This window comes from Parabacteroides vesiculifaciens (genome assembly GCF_049860805.1).
In the GTDB taxonomy this organism is placed as follows: domain Bacteria; phylum Bacteroidota; class Bacteroidia; order Bacteroidales; family Tannerellaceae; genus Parabacteroides.
This window is the reverse complement of sequence record NZ_CP187555.1, coordinates 91,730-109,054: the sequence shown is the minus strand read 5'-3', so window position 1 is coordinate 109,054 and position 17,325 is coordinate 91,730. Positions and strand designations below refer to the sequence as shown.

Below are 17,325 nucleotides of genomic sequence, written 5' to 3'. Positions count from 1 at the left end.
TCATACAGTTATTGGATAAATAAATTTTCCACAACTTTTGGAAGAATTACTTATCCAATATACCCCTAACTTCTTTGTCAAAGTCAGAATCTATCCGTTGCGTTTTATTAAAAATATCATATTCGCTTTCTGCCTTCACTTTGGCTTGTGATGCTGAAATACGCCCTTTGTCCGGCAAAATTTGATAACGGCGGAATGTGAGGAACTCATTGACACTTTCAGAAAATTGGGACATGTTGAATGTATTCTCACGCTCGATAAGATCTTCTATATAATCAAAGAAACCAGTGACCGCACGTTCCAATTGGCGAATTTCCTTTTCCTGTAAATAGTTCTTAGCTATTGACACATCCGATTTCAAGATACGTCCATCAGGTGCATTCTTCCATGTAGTCAGCCCCATGTGTTCTTTGTTATGGTCTGCCTTTGTATAGATAATCTCTGCTGCCGTTTGCCCGGTAATGGCATAATGAAAACGATTCTGTATCATGGCATAGAAATCGCGAGTTGTAGGCGAATTCCTATCATAGTCTATACTACATTCTGCATATATATCGGTAATCTGTTGCCAGATACGTCGCTCACTGGCACGAATAGAGCGTACTCTTTCCAGCAATTCACGAAAATAATCTTTTCCGAATACCGCCGTTCCCTGCTTTAAGCGCTCATCGTCAAGCACAAACCCTTTTTTTATGTACTCATTGAGAATCTTGGTTGCCCACTGACGAAACTTAGTAGCTTTTGGGGAAGAAACACGGTAACCAACTGCAATAATCATATCAAGATTATAGAAATCGACCAAATCTTCCACCTCGCCTCTTATACCTCGGTTTACGACAGTTGCAATTTTTGCAACTGTCGTATCTTGCTGCAGTTCTTCATCCTTGAAGATATTGGCTATATGCCGACTAATACCCGATTTGTCAATACCGAAAAGCTCTGCCATAGCCTTTTGCGTACACCAAATGGTCTCGTCTTTTATAATGACCTGTACCTTCCCCTCTTCATCAGGGAGGTTATATAGTAAAAACTGAATTTCGTTACTCATTGTTAGTTCAATTTCTTATTTTTATAATTGGCAAACAATTGTGGCAATTTTCTAATTGTCCCACATTTCGTGGGACAAAACATAAATACCTCGTTTATTCGTTACCTACGTTTGCGTTGAAATGCAAAGCATCCAACTGTTTCATTATTTCTTCTTCCAAGCGATGACTCTCTGCAAATTGCTCGGAAAGGGTTTGCTTGTAGTTCGCCATTCGGGAATTAAACTCATCTTCGGTTATATCTACATAATCAATCTTGATGTCGAAATATTGTCCGGCAGAAAGAGAATATCCTTTTTCCTTTATCTCATCGTAAGTAACAGCCACGGAAAAATCTTCTACAGCTTCCTTTCGTTGGAATGTGCCGACAATCTTCTCTATCTCATCATCATTCAGTCGTACCTTTTTTAATCCGTTGGCATCCTTGTATTCTTCGCCCAATTTGCTGGCATCAATTAAAATCACCTTTTCGGCAGTGGCAGATTTATCAAAGAACAACACACTGACATTCGTACCCGTATTGGCAAACACGTTGCTTGGCATGGAAACACAGCCAAACACCACTTTGTCATCTACTATCTTATGAAGAATTTTGTTCTCAATACCACTTTTTGCGGTAATAAAGCCTGTTGGAATAACAATTGCTCCCTTCCCTGTTTTTTTCAACGAATTGATAACGTGCTGGATAAAACAGGTATATATTGCCATAGACTCTTTCTTTTTAGCTGGCACATTGGGGACTCCAGCCCAAAAACGAGCAGGCATAGCAGCTATTTTCTCTCTGGTATCGGAAAAATCCATTTTAAAAGGCGGATTACTTACCACAAAATCAAATTGACGCAACTGTTGTCCATCATCGCTCTTATGATAGGGGCTAACAAGAGTATCACCCTGAATGGCATTATCAAGCGAAGATACAAGTCCGTTAAGCAACAAATTAAGTTTCAACATTTTGTTGCTTCGCTGGGAAATATCCTGAGAGAAGATGGTACAACGGTCTTCACCTATTTGATGACTGAGTGCCATCAGAAGTGTACCTGTTCCTGCCGATGGGTCATAACATTCCATGCTATGCAAATCGGCATTATCCCCCACTAACAGACGAGCCATAATCGTTGCTATGGCATGAGGTGTATAATACTCCGCATATTTTCCTCCTCCGGCGGTATTGTAGTCCTTAATCAAATACTCAAAGATACTGGAGAAGAAATCGTAGTTTTGCGCAAACGCCTCTTCAAAAGAGAAGTTTACCAATTTATCCACCAATGCACGAGCGAATGGGGCACGTTGTGCTGTATCGGTCACAAATGGAGTCAACGCCTCAAACAAAGGTATTTTTGTGTTGGCTGTGGTCTGTGTGGAAAATATATCCGCATTTTGTTCCGCTATATCGGTCATAGTAGAATCGAAGATGGTATCAAAATCCCCCTTCCCCTGTTGATTCCAAAGATTGGCTATCAGGTGGTAAGGTTCAAGCATCGGAACATCCGGAGAAATGGCACTCTGAATAAGCATACGTTCATCATCAGAAAGATTCTCGTATGCTGTCTCCCATTTTACATCTCCCGTCAATTTCTTGGCAATCTCACTCTTCGCATTTTTTAGTTCATAACCAAATTTATCATTCAGAAATTTATAGAGAAATACCTGAGTGATAATTTTATATTCGTTACCATCGTTACCCATACCGTATGACTGGCAGGTGGCTTTAAGACCATCGATGAGTTTTAATGTTTTTTCTTTAATATCTGACATAATCTTTATGCAATGCCGTAAGTGGCGCTATATTGGTTGATATACTGTTGTGAAATACGTGTTTGGATAAACTTGTAATCGTCCATCTCCGGCTTAATCTGTGGGAAATGATACAAGCATCCATTGATAAGAGCCATCACCGTACGATTAAAATAAGCATCCTTTTTTAGAATGTCATTACGGTCGTAGACTTTGGCATCCACATCCTCTTTTATAATGTTGAGAATGGCCGCAATCTCTTCGTCAAGGAAAGAAAACATCGGCTTTTGTCCTTTCTCCTCCCTCTGTTTATTTACTTCTCGTATGCGTTTGTGTACACGGGCAAATTTTTCATCGCCCTTATACTTTTTCATCAATGCATTATTCCGCTTTTGTAGGTCTTGCAGACGAACTATAATTTCATCCAATGCTTGGGTTTCCTCATTAAACTTAGCAATGGAATCAATTACAAATCCGTGTTCTTTAAACCGCTCCATAAAAGCATCACGCAACGATATGAACTCTGGATCGTCTTGGTCAAAGTTCTGCGTAAATGAAGTAATTGTTCGTTGCCATTTTTCTTTGAGTTCTATTCCCCCTGATATTAAGTGCATTTCTTCTTGCCCTATTTTGGAAAAAGTAAACTCAATATCCATCATCACTTCATTGATTAGCGTTTTTGTTTCTTCCCCTACGCTAAACGCTTCCTTTTGATTGATGATGCCAATGCGCCTTTGTACTTCGGATAACAGTTGTGGCAGTTTGGTAATTTCAAGTTTAGCAAATTGCTCTTTCATATCCTCATCGCCAAAAGTACGCACGATATTAGCCATGTTCTTAGCTGCCTCTAACGCCTGTTTCAAGTCAAGCAGCACAGCCTTATCTTCTTCCGTTGAAATTTCAGAGGAAAACTCTTCTGCATTGTCATAGGAATAATCAAAAAGAGTCTGACGCACCTGTTTCATTTGCTTCAAAATCTCTTCTTTATCCTCTATGACTTGAGTAAATGTATCGGTAACAGCTTCTTCACCTGTCTCATCCACATCGTTAAACCGATTCAACTCTTGCAAATACGCTTCATTCGTTTCTTGAAAATTACGTTTAATATCGGCAAAATCAATGACAAAACCGTAACGCATCCCCGGATAAGGACGGTTTACACGAGTAATAGCTTGAAGCAAATTATGGTCTTTCAATTTACGACCAAAGTATAAACGCTTCAAGCGAGGTGCATCAAAACCAGTCAGAAGCATATTGAAGACAATGAGAATATCCACCGTCATATTCTTCTTAAAGTCCTTGACTATTTGCTTCCTCGTTTCTTTGTCATCTGTATCATGAAGAATGATTCCGGCTTTCAGCGGTCTATACTTTGATTTGTAATCCACCTCAGGTTCACCCACGATAAACGAACCATCAGGAAGTTTAATCTTGATGGGCTTCGGTTGGTATTTTTGCCATTCCTCTTGGAATACATCATAAAGTCGTCGAGCCTGCTCGCTAGTTTCGCAGATAACCATACCGCCTAAAGTGTCATCCCCTTGTATTTTTCGGAATTCTTTCAAATCCGTCATGATATAACGAGCCAACTCGTTTACATAACTCGGATGCTCTATGATTTCCGATTTGCGGATGTCTTTCTTCTGTACTAATGTCTCTAGTTTGTCGTACACATCCGAAAGACGTTCCTTATATGATGTTTCAATATCTTCACGAATGATTTTCAGCGTATAACCATCCGCAATGGATTTATCGTAATAATAAGTGTTCAGATAGTTTCCGAACACTTTACAACTGGCACGTTCTTCCTTCAATAGCGGAGTACCTGTAAGTGCAATTTTTATTGCATCAGTGTCCGCATCAAACAGATTGGCAAGGAAACAGCCACCGGGTTTATACCCACGATGTGCTTCGTCAAGAATAAAGATACGTTGAAGGTTGGTAGCATAGTCGTTGATACGTACTTTTTCTTTATCCTCCGCAAAGCGTTGTATATTTACTACCGTTATTTCAGCCTGACCACTTACCCCCTGCTGTGCTTGATTACTACGGAATTGCGCCATCAATTCAGCCCTTGAATTAGCAGTCGATACTACCAATCCACGAGCTTCAAACTCTTGTGTAGCTTGTTCTAACAAATCGAGGCGGTCAACTATGAAATAGAATTTAGCCACCTTGTTCTGTTTAGAATAGAAATCGTTGAGAATAAATGTCAAGTAATAAGACAGGGCCGTTTTTCCACTACCTTGTGTATGCCATACCACACCAGATTTTACACCCTCGGCCAGTTTCTTGCGAATAGCCAATGATGCAAACAATTGTTGGTAACGCATGATATGTTTTTGGTCGGTAGATTCAATCTTTCCATCTACCTCTCGTTCCATTCTAACATATGCTATACCGTATTTAATAATATACAGTAAACGTTCCGGTGAACACATGGAAGTCAGCATCCTATTAGTAGGCGTATTGAAATCGAGATTGGTTTGATATTCTGGGCTTGTATGAATGACTTGACAATTATAATCTGATAATATCTGTTTTTCCGCTGTCTTGTCAATGTCCTTATATGGATAATCACGATGGAAAGGTGCAATCTTTTGTGCAGACAGATTTTCTTCACGGAAACAGTTAAAGGGAGAATATGAGCGTGCTCCAGTACAATAGAAAGCCCCTTGTATGGGTACAATGCCACCAAGTGCATCATATTCCATATTGTTGCTGAATATCATTAACTGCGTGATATTAATGAAACGACGGAACTTCTTATTTGGAAAACGTTCTTTGTTCATTCGTGCGCTCTCCGCCAACATTCCACCCTGATTGTTGGGCTTCTTCACTTCTACAAAGCAAAGTGGCAAGCCATTCACAAACAAAGTAATGTCAGGTCGAAACTCATCTTGTCCGTTCTTACAAGTAAATTCGGCTGTGAAATGAAAGGTATTGTTTCCGATATTGTCGAAGTCAATCAACTTTACAGGAGATACGGCTTTCAGACGGTTATAAAACCCACGACCGAGGTCATCATCATTCAGTTCCTTACGAATATCTTTCAAGACTTGAAGATACTCACCCTCATGTTCAGGATTCAGTCTTTTGAACTGCTGCTCAAAAATTGGCAATAGAATATTCGTATCACCGTCATATACAGTGCTATTCTTATCTTCGCTCAACTTACCGAAGTAAGTATATCCTATTCGAGTAAGATGAACCATTGCAGGCATCTGTACCCGTGTAGCCTCCGAGAATTGCTTCATGTCACCTATCCTTTTTGTCGGTTATCAAATCCTTTAAATCCACTTGTAGTATCTCTGCTATCTCTTGTAAGGTCTCCAAATTAGGCTGAATCCGATTACATGCATAGGCATTTACCATACTGAAACTCTTATCAAGTTTCTTCGCCAACCATGTTTGAGAAATACCTTTTTCCAAAAGGACAGCCTTTATTCTATTCAGTTTCATTCTTTAATTTAATTTTATGATGCAAATATAGCGAATTATATTCGATAATCGGGATCGTTTTTGTACTTTTGCATCATACGTAGCTCAATTTTGGGCATAAAACTCAAAAAGAACAAATAAGATCATGCATATATTTGACGAATACTTAAATGATGAAAACGTAGATAAACGTGAACGTGCCAAACTTTGGCGAACATCTATTGGTTTACAGGCTGTTGATAATCTCACGGTTTCAGGCTTCCTTATTGAAATGGCACGTAAACATATAGAGGGAGAAATATCAATGGATGAAGTCAATAAAATGATAGAAGAGCATTACGCACAAAAACGACTAAGAAATGACTAAAATACTCACATACAATATTGTTGCATTTCAGTTATTCGATATTTTCGAATGGCTAAAAGATCAGAATCATCACACTGATATAGTAAAAAGTTACACCGAATAAGTAATAACCCTCATAATAGTTTAGTTTATACTTCAATCGGGATGAATTTGTGCATTCATTGAGTTGACAGACTATCTGTCATCCTGAGCGCAGTCGAAGGATCTCCTCCCTTGCTCTTGCGTCGAGATGCACAAACAGATACCGAGAAAAGTATAAATATTGGTTAGCTCATCTATTCCCGAATAGGTATCTAAAAATTTAAATAAATATCAAAATGAGAATACCGGATGAAATAATTAGACAACTTCACGAAATTAACTGTGAAGATGCTGCCAAACGCTTTGGACTTGATGTCAAAAAACATATGGCTCATTGTTTTAAGCATAATGACCGTATTGCAAGTCTTGGCTTTAGAAATAATCATTGGAAATGCTTTTCATGCGATATAGGAGGAGACGCAATAACTTTTATTCAAGAAAAATTTTCAGTATCTTTCGTTGAGGCTTGTATAATTCTGGCTAATGAATATGGTGTTCACATCCCTTCTGTTGAAAGACGGTCTGCAAAATGGAAAGATTCTGTTATAAATCTACCACGAAGGGAATCAACTAATGACGTTTCACCTCTTTTCGATCGAGAGGTTGCTGAATTTATAATGGAACACACAATCCTGACAAAGGCCGGAATTAATTTTTTACGAAATCAGAGAAACATTAAAAGTGATGTAATTGAGTTCTCCAAGATTCATTCTATTGATGGTGTGAATAGTTTAAAAGATATAATACAAGTTCGATTCGGAATAGATCGATTAAAAACAGCGAAGATTTTAACATCAAATGGAAAATATCTAACTATTGATGCACCCTCATTAATCATTCCTTACTATGATGAGAGTAATAATCTAATAGGTTTGCAGACTCGATATTTGGGAAAAGATAATCCAGATTTTCACATACCAAGATTTAAAAGAATATGTGGCTCATCAATTAGATTATATAACCTCCCTATTTTGAAATCAATGCAACATGGTGCAAGACTTTTTATTACTGAGGGCATAACTGACTGTTTAGCCATGTTATCAGTAGGTTATAATAGTGTAGCACTTCCTAGTGCGACTTCGTTACCAACTGAAGACCTTACCAAACTAAAAAGCTATAATCTTTATATGATAGCTGACCAAGATAAGGCAGGAAATGATGCTTTCATAAAGTTATATCGACTTATGCTCAGATTCGGGTGCGAAGTAAAAAGAATTAAACTTCCAAGCGGTGTTAAAGATTTTTGCGATTATTATCTAAAGACTACAAAGGATTAAACAATATGGAAAACATATACCCCAGCAATCTCGAACAAGTTTTATTTAAGGACTTGAATAGAGAGGTGTTATACAAATTGTTCATCAATAGTAATGCCCAATCAATGGATGTAGATGAGATAGGTATGATTGATGAAGGAGTACAGTCATCGCCTAAAGAGAGAGAGGTAAGACATAGAGTAGAGAAGCTATTATTCTTGAATTTATTGATGGATTATGATTTGGAAAATCAGATAGAGCGAAGGAAAAACGCCAAGTATGATTATATGAACGGCCTTCTTCTATACATTGCTTCGAATCATCATTTCAAATATGGGTTTGGATATTTTAAAGACAACATACAATCATTTGATAATATGCTTGGACAATGGTGTAAATTCCTGAACGCAGTTATATCTGACATCAAAGTTCTTCCTATTATCAAACTGGACCAGCAGATCGCTGTTGAATTTGGAGAAATTCTTAATATTACGTTATCAAAGGATGTTATTTACAATGTGAATATTAACATGGATAACTTTGATAGGTTATTTAGAGAAATGCCCCAAAAATACGACTTTTGTATAAGAGTTGATAAGGGTACATTTGAGTGTGGCAAAAGCGATGGGAGCGGACTACAGAGCGACTTATATAAGGCATTCTCAGAGCTTAATCGATTAATACAGACATTATCGTCAAAATAAAATTAGTACACATAGAATTATGAGCACCAAATTAAGAGAACAAATACTATCAGAGGAGAATATCTATAAGGCAATTTTTGCTATGGAGTCATATATATCAGAGCGTGATTTGCTTAGCCCCGAAGATCTGGATACATTTCTTCGGCTAAGGGATAAATATGACTTTAATGGCATTGTTTCTGATACTATTGAAAAATGTAAGAAAACTCTAACCCAATTACTTGACGATGAAAACGAATTGCTAGAAGTCAATGTTTTCTTTAAAATCAAGAAACTGAGTTCCGAAGGAAATACAGTTGTGGAGTATCGCCCATTGCACACGGCTAGCCTCGTCAATCAGATTTGTATGGCATCAATGCTTATGCCTTTAATGTTTGACGATTCTAATGGGAAACGGAATCTATCGGAATTATCACGTATGCTACCTCATAATTTCTATGGTAATATTCCAAGTTGTAATATAGGTAGTATCTTTATGAATTGGACAGAGAAATACCGCCAATATTCTCAAATAGTAACGACTCGCTGTCGGGAATATTCCAAGACACGCGAATATGATAAAGAAATAAGTTTTGACCTTAAAGACTTTTTCCCATCTATCAATCCTTTGAAGATTCTGAATTTTATTTGGAATGCTGTTTCGAGTAAATATAAAGACGATACTGATAAAAAGTGTCTGAAGACCATTATATCTAAACTTCTATATTTTAAAATTCCCGAGGAAAACCTCCGGGAATGGAAAGATGTATATTATAAGGAACAACATAACAATGTAAAATCGGTTAACGGTTTCTATCCTGTCCGGGGAATAGCGCAAGGACTACCACAATCATACTTTTTTGGTAATTTATGCATGATAGAAGTCGCTGATTGTATGAGTCATGTCGATAAATTAATGGATTCAGACTCGTATTTCTATGTGGATGATTCAGTCGTATTTGCCAAAAACATTAATTCGGATTTATTTGGAGAATTAATCCAAAGACTCAATAATTCGGTTACTGAAGCCAAAAAAGATTGGGAGGAATATCCAGTTATAGGTCAGGATTTACTGTCACAAGCAATGGATATAAATTATAACATACAGTTTCATCCTAATGGAAAGAGTACAATTTGTGATATAAATGACTCTTTTAAAGGTATGGATGGTCTGTTTCTAGTTCAACGACCTGTGTCAATGGGCGGATGGATAAAGGGAAATATTGATGAAGTTGACGATAACGTAGCCTTGAAAAAGCTAACGGCTTTACAGGATGTCGTTAATCTTGAGATAAATAAACTCCGTTCGAAAAGAACTAAACTTGGAGATAATTCTTATGGTGAAGAACGACTTAAGTGGCTCAGACGATACAAACGATATTTTCTATTTAGACAAAGAAAACTGCAAATTCTTTTGAATGGGAAATATGATAAGGAGCTAAAAGCGAAGTTCTACGAAACATTCAAGATTGACGATGTTACATCTCAGGACAAGACTTCAAAAGAACTAATTAATGTTTTATTTGAGGTCTTTGAGGAAGAAATATTCAAATCTGAATTTGAGTTGATTCTAAGAGATATGCCTTTCAGTGAAAAAAAAGGTTTCTGCGCCAAAATTCAACAATATGATATCGCTCTGTCAAAATATAATTGCAGCACTCATAGGTCTGATAAATACTTGTATTACCATAGAATCAGTTCGATGTTATGCAGTGCAGATGTTGCCACTGTGGACGAATATGAATCCCTTTCGCGTGTTGTGCGAAGTGTACGTCCTTTCCGTAACTCTGAAAGATTTGTTGAGGCTATAAAGAATACATCTTATAATGCCAATGATGTGTGGGAATTGTTCCCATTCCTAAATTCAATCACAGGAGTGTCTGATTCCGGAAATCCATGTCTTAATTCAAAAACAGGATTTCCTTCTTGGTGCGAGTTTGTTTTCAGAAATTCAGAGAACTTCAGACGTAAAATTTTGAATTGCTGTTTCTCATTCGCTTGCAACATTCAATCTGGAGATAATCTATCAATTTTGAGGTCTGACATTAAGCCAATAAAATACTATGAGTTAAGAATTATTTCAATGCTCAGGAATTATCGTTTGAAAATTTGCGATTTCTTTGAGTTTGTGAGATCTCTTGATCCAAAAGATTTGAACGAGAGGATGGATATAGATCTCGGAATTCTTGAAGGGCTCGGTATATACCGGCAAAAGATTCAAGATCCTGAAAAGATTGACCGATTAATCCAAACACATAGACTTGTTAAAAGCCTTTGGCATAATGGTTCCAAATTCTTGAATGCTTATACATTACACAATCACGAGCACGCTATCAATCTAATAAAGAATGTAGTTAGGCTCGTGAATAATGTGGATTTTTTGAATTTGAAGGCTAATGATTTCTTCTTGCTATTTAATGCATGTTATCTACATGATATAAGCATGGTTATACATCCGAGTGTATCCTCGTTTAACGATTCTAATGTCAAGTCTGAACAATTAATCAGTAAGTGGCTTAATCGTATGTTGACATTTAACAAAAAAGTTGACAATGCCTATAAATCAAACAAATTCGCAATGGACGAGATTCATCGGATTAGGAAAGAGATGGGATTGTCTTTGATTGAGGTATTTCAAGATATTTTTGACTTCTTTGAGAACCGTGTGCGTACACCTCACGCATATGAAAGTGCTATGTTTATCCGTCATTGGCAAGAAGATATGTTGTCTTTCCTATCAGAGCTTGAAGCTGAAACAATAGCTACAATATCCGATAGTCATGGATGGAATACAACAGATGTATATGAAATGAAATCTTCAGCGAAGGAAGAGTTAATCAGCTTGAAGTACATGATGATTCTCATACGTTTGGCAGACTTGCTCGACTTGGCAAATGATAGAATAGATTATTTCTTACTGAAGCAAAATCGTTCGCAGATGAGTCCGGTTTCACGATACCATTGGATTTCCCATCTGATAACTGAGCGATATGAATTGGATGTTGATTACGAAATCATTAATGAAAAGGAACTAACAGATCAACCTATCCAAGAACTGATACATCTTGATATTTTCTTAAATGCAGAGATTCTTGCAAATATAGAAGTGCATAAAGAGTGTTGCAGAGGATTTCAAGCAGAACTTACCAAACGTAGAAAAAATAAGATTCCAAAGAACGATACAGAATATAAATGCCTAGAATTTAAGGTAGGGAAAGATGATGAACCCTGCTGTTCAAATATGTGCAAACGAAATGGAGATTCTCATAGTTGCCCATTCATTTGTCTATGGATGAGCGACAAGCATTGGTGGTTATTCTCTGAGCTTGGCAAACTCAAACATTATCTGAATTCCGTCAATTCAAAACTGATAAAATCAGATATTTCAGTTAGATTTTTCTATAATAATACCCACAAACTTGACTCTGAGTTTTTTGACGATGTTAAGAATTATCTGAGTAGATAAGGTTATCGAAGTTTATTGCAAATCTTCGTGTTTGAAGCAGAAGCTGTTTCGTAATCAAGGAGCTTAGTCAATAAGTTATGAAATCAGGGACTGAACCTATATCATTCATGTATAGATTCAGTCCTCATTAAACTACTCCATTGATTCCCGAATAATCCGCAAAGTTTCTTTCTTATACTCCTTGCGATCATATTCAAATCCTCTACACATCCAACAGCTACACGGAGTACCTGTCGTTTTGTATACTTGTGCCCATTTGTCTTTTGCCAACTCAAACCAATGAGGGTGTTCATAATAGCTTCCATCCTCACGAATAATACAATACCCATAAGCGGCATAAAGAACCATGCGAGCCTTAAACACACGAGCCATTTGTTGGCGTCTCCAAAATTTGTTTCTTTTGTCCATCATCTCTTTCTATTAAAGTTAGGATGAACAATGATGCTATTTTGGTTAGATTTAATGTATCCATAATAATTGTCTTATAAAATATGTTCAGTCAATACTATTCTTCTTCCTCCTCAAACCCTTCTGACGCATTAGCAATCAGTGCTTTTCCTATCTCCATCTGTAGATATTTAGGAAGACGAAGTAACTTTGTCATCAGCTGGCTATAAGTAAACTCAACTTTGGTATCAAATATAGGTTCTTCTTCAATGCTCGTATCAATTTTCTCAACGATTCCAGCCCCCTCTATAAAATCGGAAAAGTCTGGCTCCTCAGGCCAATTTTCTATCGTGCCGTCATAGTTGATTCTTAGGCGTATATAATCCCCACAATCATCCGCTTCCGGTATTAAACCATTAGGCACATAATCGGCAATTTTACATACCACCTTTTTGTCTTTATCAAGCAAGAAATAGGTTCCGCTATCGCATATCTTGGCTTGAAAATACAAACTTCCATACTCTTGCTTCCAATTCAAGAGCTTATGCGTTTTCAAGTCAATTATAGCTGACCACATCCCCTTAGATACCAAAGGGTACTTGTTTTCATAAAGTTCACCCAACCAATTATCGGTATAACTACACAAATCCTCTTTGTATGGGAGGTATATCATAAGGTAGTGAGCAACCTCGTTCAAATCTTGCTCTTTAATTCCAACTAATATCTGCTTTGCCATAATGTCTTTATTTATAATTAAATGGTAGTCAATAAACTTAAATCAACATCAGGAATGATAACATCCGCAAGCTTATCCTCAATAAGGAATCCCATATAAAGCGGAATGGTGAGTACATCTCCCTCACATCCTACATTATATTGTCCCAACTTAATTGCATTCTTGACATGATACACATCCTTGTTCTTCAGAACCGTAGTCATACTTTTTGCCTTTCCCGACTTTGCCTTGACTTCAAGGATAACGCATTCACCTTTGAATTTTACCAAAAAGTCCAACTCAAGCCCGCTATCCTTATGGAAGTAGTATAGCTTTTGCCCGGACTTGCATAAGAAATCAGCCATCAGATTCTCAAAGATAGCTCCTTTGTATCCAAGAAGATTCCCCTTCAAAATATCTGCCTGTATTCCATAATCAAGCATTGCCATAAGGATACCTATATCGGTAGTATATACCTTGAAACACTCTTTAATAGAATTACCTTCTAACGGCAGTTCTGTAATCTGCGTGTTATAGCATCTACGGACTATCCCGGCATCCTCCAACCATTGGATGCTACCGATGTATTGCGAAGCCCTTCCACCCTTCTTGACGATGGAATACTGGAATTTCTTGTTCTCTTTGGCTAATTGTTTCGGAATAGATTCAAAACATTCTCGGATGTTAGGTTTGTCCGCATCATCCACATATTTAACCATATCCTCTTCGTACTCGGCAATAAGATTGCGCTGCGCCTTATATATAAGTTCGATATTCTTGGTTTCAAGAAAGCAGTTCACCACTTCCGGCAGACCTCCGACTATGACATACCTATACAACAGCTCCATCATTGCCTTGTGAATTCCATCGGGAACAACCTTTTCGTTTTCAAAGCATGATTTGACAGAATCAATAACCGCCTCACCTATTCCGTTTGCCCATAGAAATTCCTCAAAGTCCAACGGATACATATCTATCACGGTTTCGTATCCGACAGGAACGGAATCTTGCCCCTCCTCTTCGTTTTTCTTCTTGCTTTTTCCGTAGCCTTTCACTCCCAAAAGAGAACCAGTAGCAATCACATCGAAACGCCCGTCTATATGAAATGACTTTAAGGCTGTCCTCGCTTCTTTGCACTCCTGAATCTCGTCAAGGATAATGCAGGTTTTCTCCTCTATGAAACGACTACCTTGAATCAAAGCAGATAGGTTGAGAATAATGGTATCGACATCTATATTGCCCGTAAAAGCGGACTTCTTATCCGGTTCAAGTATGAAGTTCATATAGACCACACTCTCATAATTCTCTCTTGCGAATTTCTGAACAATGTATGTCTTTCCACATTGGCGGATACCTTTTATCACAAGGGGCTTTCTATCCTCAGACTCTTTCCACTTAGCTAAATATGTTTCTATTTTCCTTTTAAGCATAGCGCAATCATATTCTTCCAATGGCAAAGTTACACTTTTCCCAGCGAATAACATTCAAACCAATACACTTTTCCAAACGAATAAATCACATGTAGCTACATTTTTTCAAGCCAATCATATATTTTTCGTGCAAAAATCTGGTGCAAACCACAGAAATCCCAAGAAAACCACTACCTTTGTATTCAACAAGCGTTCTGTAACACACCTATGGAAATACCCTATCACTCAATACCTTGTATCTGATAGCGGACATTCCACAAAAGGGCTGAAAAGAGGCGGTACAACACGTATATGCAAAACCGTGAAATACAACGGTTTGCATTTGTTCCCACATTCTGTGTATTTGTCAAAACAGAGGTTGTACCGATTAAAATGAATGGTCACTGATAATCAGTGATGTAAATATGCTGCATCGGCAAATAAAGTAAGAATTTTTAATCAATTCACATATAAAACGGATATAATTAATGATAGATAACTACTAATAAATCAACATCTCAACTAACATCAAATTGAGTCTATAATTTTTCATTGATTATATTCGTTTTATCATTTTTTGTTGTCATTTTGTTGTTCAAATCGAAAACAGCAACAGAACCGACAGACGTTTCAACTCGCAGAAACTATCAGAGCCAAGCGGGTTGTTGAACTTCAAAACGGCGAATATGGTTTTAACGCCGCTTACAAACTTGATACAAACTTTCTTGATTATTACCTTATTGAAAACATGATAACAATCGACCAAAAACTATTTCTCCCCTTCAGCAGAAGAGCCAACATAATAACTATCAGCTTTATAAATGCTACCTCCTACAACCTCCGGCAAACATATCCATTTCTTCAGAAATACTAATTATACAGCCAACTCTTGCCAGCCTTTCACCTACCCAACACAATGACGAATTTGTTACCTCATTAACCCGACTACATCTCCTGGCAACATGGTATTCCCTACATCATCTTTCGGAGCATTCTTAAGAAACAGCATCGGAACAATAATATAATCCTTGGCAAACGGCAATAGATTCGCTTTACGGAGAAGTTCGGCTGTTAGCTGTTTACCATTCTCCCCTGTTGTCCATTTGCATTCGCCGACCAACAGATACTTCTTATCAAGTGATTCTGCCATTACATCAAATTCGACCTGTTCAGGTTTCTTATCCTCATTGAGAACAGGACCCCACCAACGTTTTGCCTTGCCATAAACTACTCCATTGACAAGATTACCTGTTACAGCATCCCGGCATAATTTTTCCCATTGCATACTCACATATTCAGAGAAATGAGCGTTCAAAGCCTGTTCAATCGGCAAGCGACGATCAAGTTCAATAAACGAACGGTTAGGAACGACAAACTGATAGTAAAATGCCATAAACGGATCGGCTATCTTGTAAAGACTCTTTTTCGCATTCTTTTCATCAATCCCAAACGGAACATCTTTCTCCAAGAATCTGAGATCGATAAGTTTCTTTAATGGTCGTGATAGATTTGTTGCCGGTTCATTACATCGTGCAGCAATCTCAGAAAGACGGTTTGCGCCAGTACCGATATAAGACATTATTGTCGAAGTCTTGACAATATCCTTAACATCATCTTGAAATAGTTTTATAGGCTCTTCGTAAAGAGTGCCATTCACAGAAAGGATATTGTGCCACAACGCATCATCAAGCGAGTTTCTGTTTTTCCTTAGTTCCCAATAACGTGGCACACCTCCCCATACAGCATACTCTTCAATGGCGTTCATCGCATTAAGACTCAAAGCCTCTTGAATATACGGTAAACGTATCGGTGCAAGCTTCATTATCTCATCAGCACGGCCATATAAAGGTGCAGTAGAATCAAGGAACAACCCATACATCATATTTTGTGATGAACCACAAAGCACAAGGTTATACTTCAGTTGTTTCTCGTCAACAAATTTCTGCAAAACAGACGACAACTCTGGAGATTGCTCCACAAGATACGGAAATTCATCCAAGCATAATGTAAAACGTTTATCTGTTCGATAAGTAACCGCACGAAACATAGACTCCCAATCCGGATATGTCAACTTATCGAAATCTGGAAACACTTGTGCTATCACTTTAGCAAGCAACATTCTCTGATGTTGGCCTTCGGAACGGTCGGCGAGAAAATAAACATCATTGTCCGACAACATTCTTTTGATAAGCGTTGACTTTCCCAATCGTCTGCGACCGTACATCACAACTAACGAGGACTTCTCTCTCGCAAGAGCATCCTTCAAACGTGCTGCTTCATCTATTCTATCAACGAATTTCATACGCCTTATTCATTATGCATTACAAACATAATGATTTTCCAGCATAATACAAAATTTCAAGTCCTGTTTTTATCCTAATAGAAGCATTTTAGAAGCGCCTATCTATCAACCGATAATACGCTAACAATCAACCAGTTTAATACACTACATCATAGAAGTATCGGCTTTGATGTGAATAATGATTTATTTGCTGAACATTCTTGGTATTTTTACAATGCGTTGGTTCGTGCCAATTAGCGCAATGTGCGTAAAGGCATTGAACCAGATATGGTATCACCCGATATTTAATGGAAACAGGCCCTATTTTTTCCAACCATTCAGTGTTGTATATATCCAAAAAGACAATTTGTTAAAATGTCAGATTTGCCATCCTCAGATTCGTCCGTATGCGTCCGTCATGGCAGATGAATGCAAATAGGACAAGGAAATAGAGTTTGT

Annotated in this window: 12 protein-coding genes; 4 read left to right on the top strand and 8 right to left on the bottom strand. The window is 37.6% G+C overall.

Features of this window, described 5'->3' with window-relative positions; genetic code table 11:
- Positions 1–46: 46 nt before the first annotated feature.
- From ACPYIV_RS00460 to ACPYIV_RS00445, 4 genes are all read right to left on the bottom strand, one after another.
- Positions 47–1,048: a virulence RhuM family protein gene (locus ACPYIV_RS00460; protein WP_224203987.1), complete on the bottom strand. Its 1,002-nt coding sequence runs from the start codon at positions 1,046–1,048 to the stop codon at positions 47–49.
- A gap of 94 nt (positions 1,049–1,142) precedes the next feature.
- Positions 1,143–2,801, bottom strand: a complete 1,659-nt coding sequence (locus ACPYIV_RS00455; protein WP_227073566.1) for an HsdM family class I SAM-dependent methyltransferase — start codon at positions 2,799–2,801, stop codon at positions 1,143–1,145.
- 5 nt (positions 2,802–2,806) lie between these two features.
- Complete coding sequence (locus ACPYIV_RS00450) at positions 2,807–6,037, bottom strand: type I restriction endonuclease subunit R (protein ID WP_425884979.1); 3,231 nt, start codon at positions 6,035–6,037, stop codon at positions 2,807–2,809.
- A 1-nt stretch (position 6,038) separates the two neighbouring features.
- Positions 6,039–6,242 carry a helix-turn-helix domain-containing protein gene (locus tag ACPYIV_RS00445; RefSeq protein WP_032539496.1) on the bottom strand — a complete coding sequence of 68 codons (204 nt, stop codon included), beginning with the start codon at positions 6,240–6,242 and terminating at the stop codon, positions 6,039–6,041.
- A 124-nt stretch (positions 6,243–6,366) separates the two neighbouring features.
- Between ACPYIV_RS00445 and ACPYIV_RS00440 the strand changes: the two genes are divergently transcribed.
- The 4 genes from ACPYIV_RS00440 (at position 6,367) to ACPYIV_RS00425 (ending at position 12,074) form a co-directional block, all read left to right on the top strand.
- The gene (locus ACPYIV_RS00440; RefSeq protein WP_121772242.1) at positions 6,367–6,588 is read left to right on the top strand and encodes an antitoxin VbhA family protein; all 222 of its coding nucleotides are present in this window, start codon (positions 6,367–6,369) and stop codon (positions 6,586–6,588) included.
- A 317-nt stretch (positions 6,589–6,905) separates the two neighbouring features.
- Complete coding sequence (locus ACPYIV_RS00435) at positions 6,906–7,946, top strand: toprim domain-containing protein (RefSeq protein WP_425884976.1); 1,041 nt, start codon at positions 6,906–6,908, stop codon at positions 7,944–7,946.
- Positions 7,947–7,951: 5 nt separating this feature from the next.
- Positions 7,952–8,629, top strand: coding sequence for a hypothetical protein (locus tag ACPYIV_RS00430; RefSeq protein WP_286335201.1), 678 nt, complete (start codon positions 7,952–7,954; stop codon positions 8,627–8,629).
- 19 nt (positions 8,630–8,648) lie between these two features.
- Positions 8,649–12,074: an HD domain-containing protein gene (locus ACPYIV_RS00425; protein ID WP_425884973.1), complete on the top strand. Its 3,426-nt coding sequence runs from the start codon at positions 8,649–8,651 to the stop codon at positions 12,072–12,074.
- Positions 12,075–12,206: 132 nt separating this feature from the next.
- Here ACPYIV_RS00425 and ACPYIV_RS00420 read toward each other — a convergent pair whose 3' ends face one another.
- The 4 genes from ACPYIV_RS00420 to ACPYIV_RS00405 all read right to left on the bottom strand — a co-directional run bounded on the left by ACPYIV_RS00420 (position 12,207) and on the right by ACPYIV_RS00405 (position 16,887).
- Complete coding sequence (locus ACPYIV_RS00420; protein ID WP_425884971.1) at positions 12,207–12,482, bottom strand: hypothetical protein; 276 nt, start codon at positions 12,480–12,482, stop codon at positions 12,207–12,209.
- A 97-nt stretch (positions 12,483–12,579) separates the two neighbouring features.
- The gene (locus ACPYIV_RS00415; protein WP_032539502.1) at positions 12,580–13,197 is read right to left on the bottom strand and encodes a hypothetical protein; all 618 of its coding nucleotides are present in this window, start codon (positions 13,195–13,197) and stop codon (positions 12,580–12,582) included.
- A gap of 17 nt (positions 13,198–13,214) precedes the next feature.
- Positions 13,215–14,606, bottom strand: coding sequence for an ATP-binding protein (locus ACPYIV_RS00410; RefSeq protein ID WP_425884969.1), 1,392 nt, complete (start codon positions 14,604–14,606; stop codon positions 13,215–13,217).
- Positions 14,607–15,513: 907 nt separating this feature from the next.
- Entirely contained in the window at positions 15,514–16,887 is a 1,374-nt protein-coding gene (locus ACPYIV_RS00405) for an ATP-binding protein (protein ID WP_425884967.1), read from the bottom strand.
- Between the last annotated feature and the right edge of the window lie 438 nt (positions 16,888–17,325).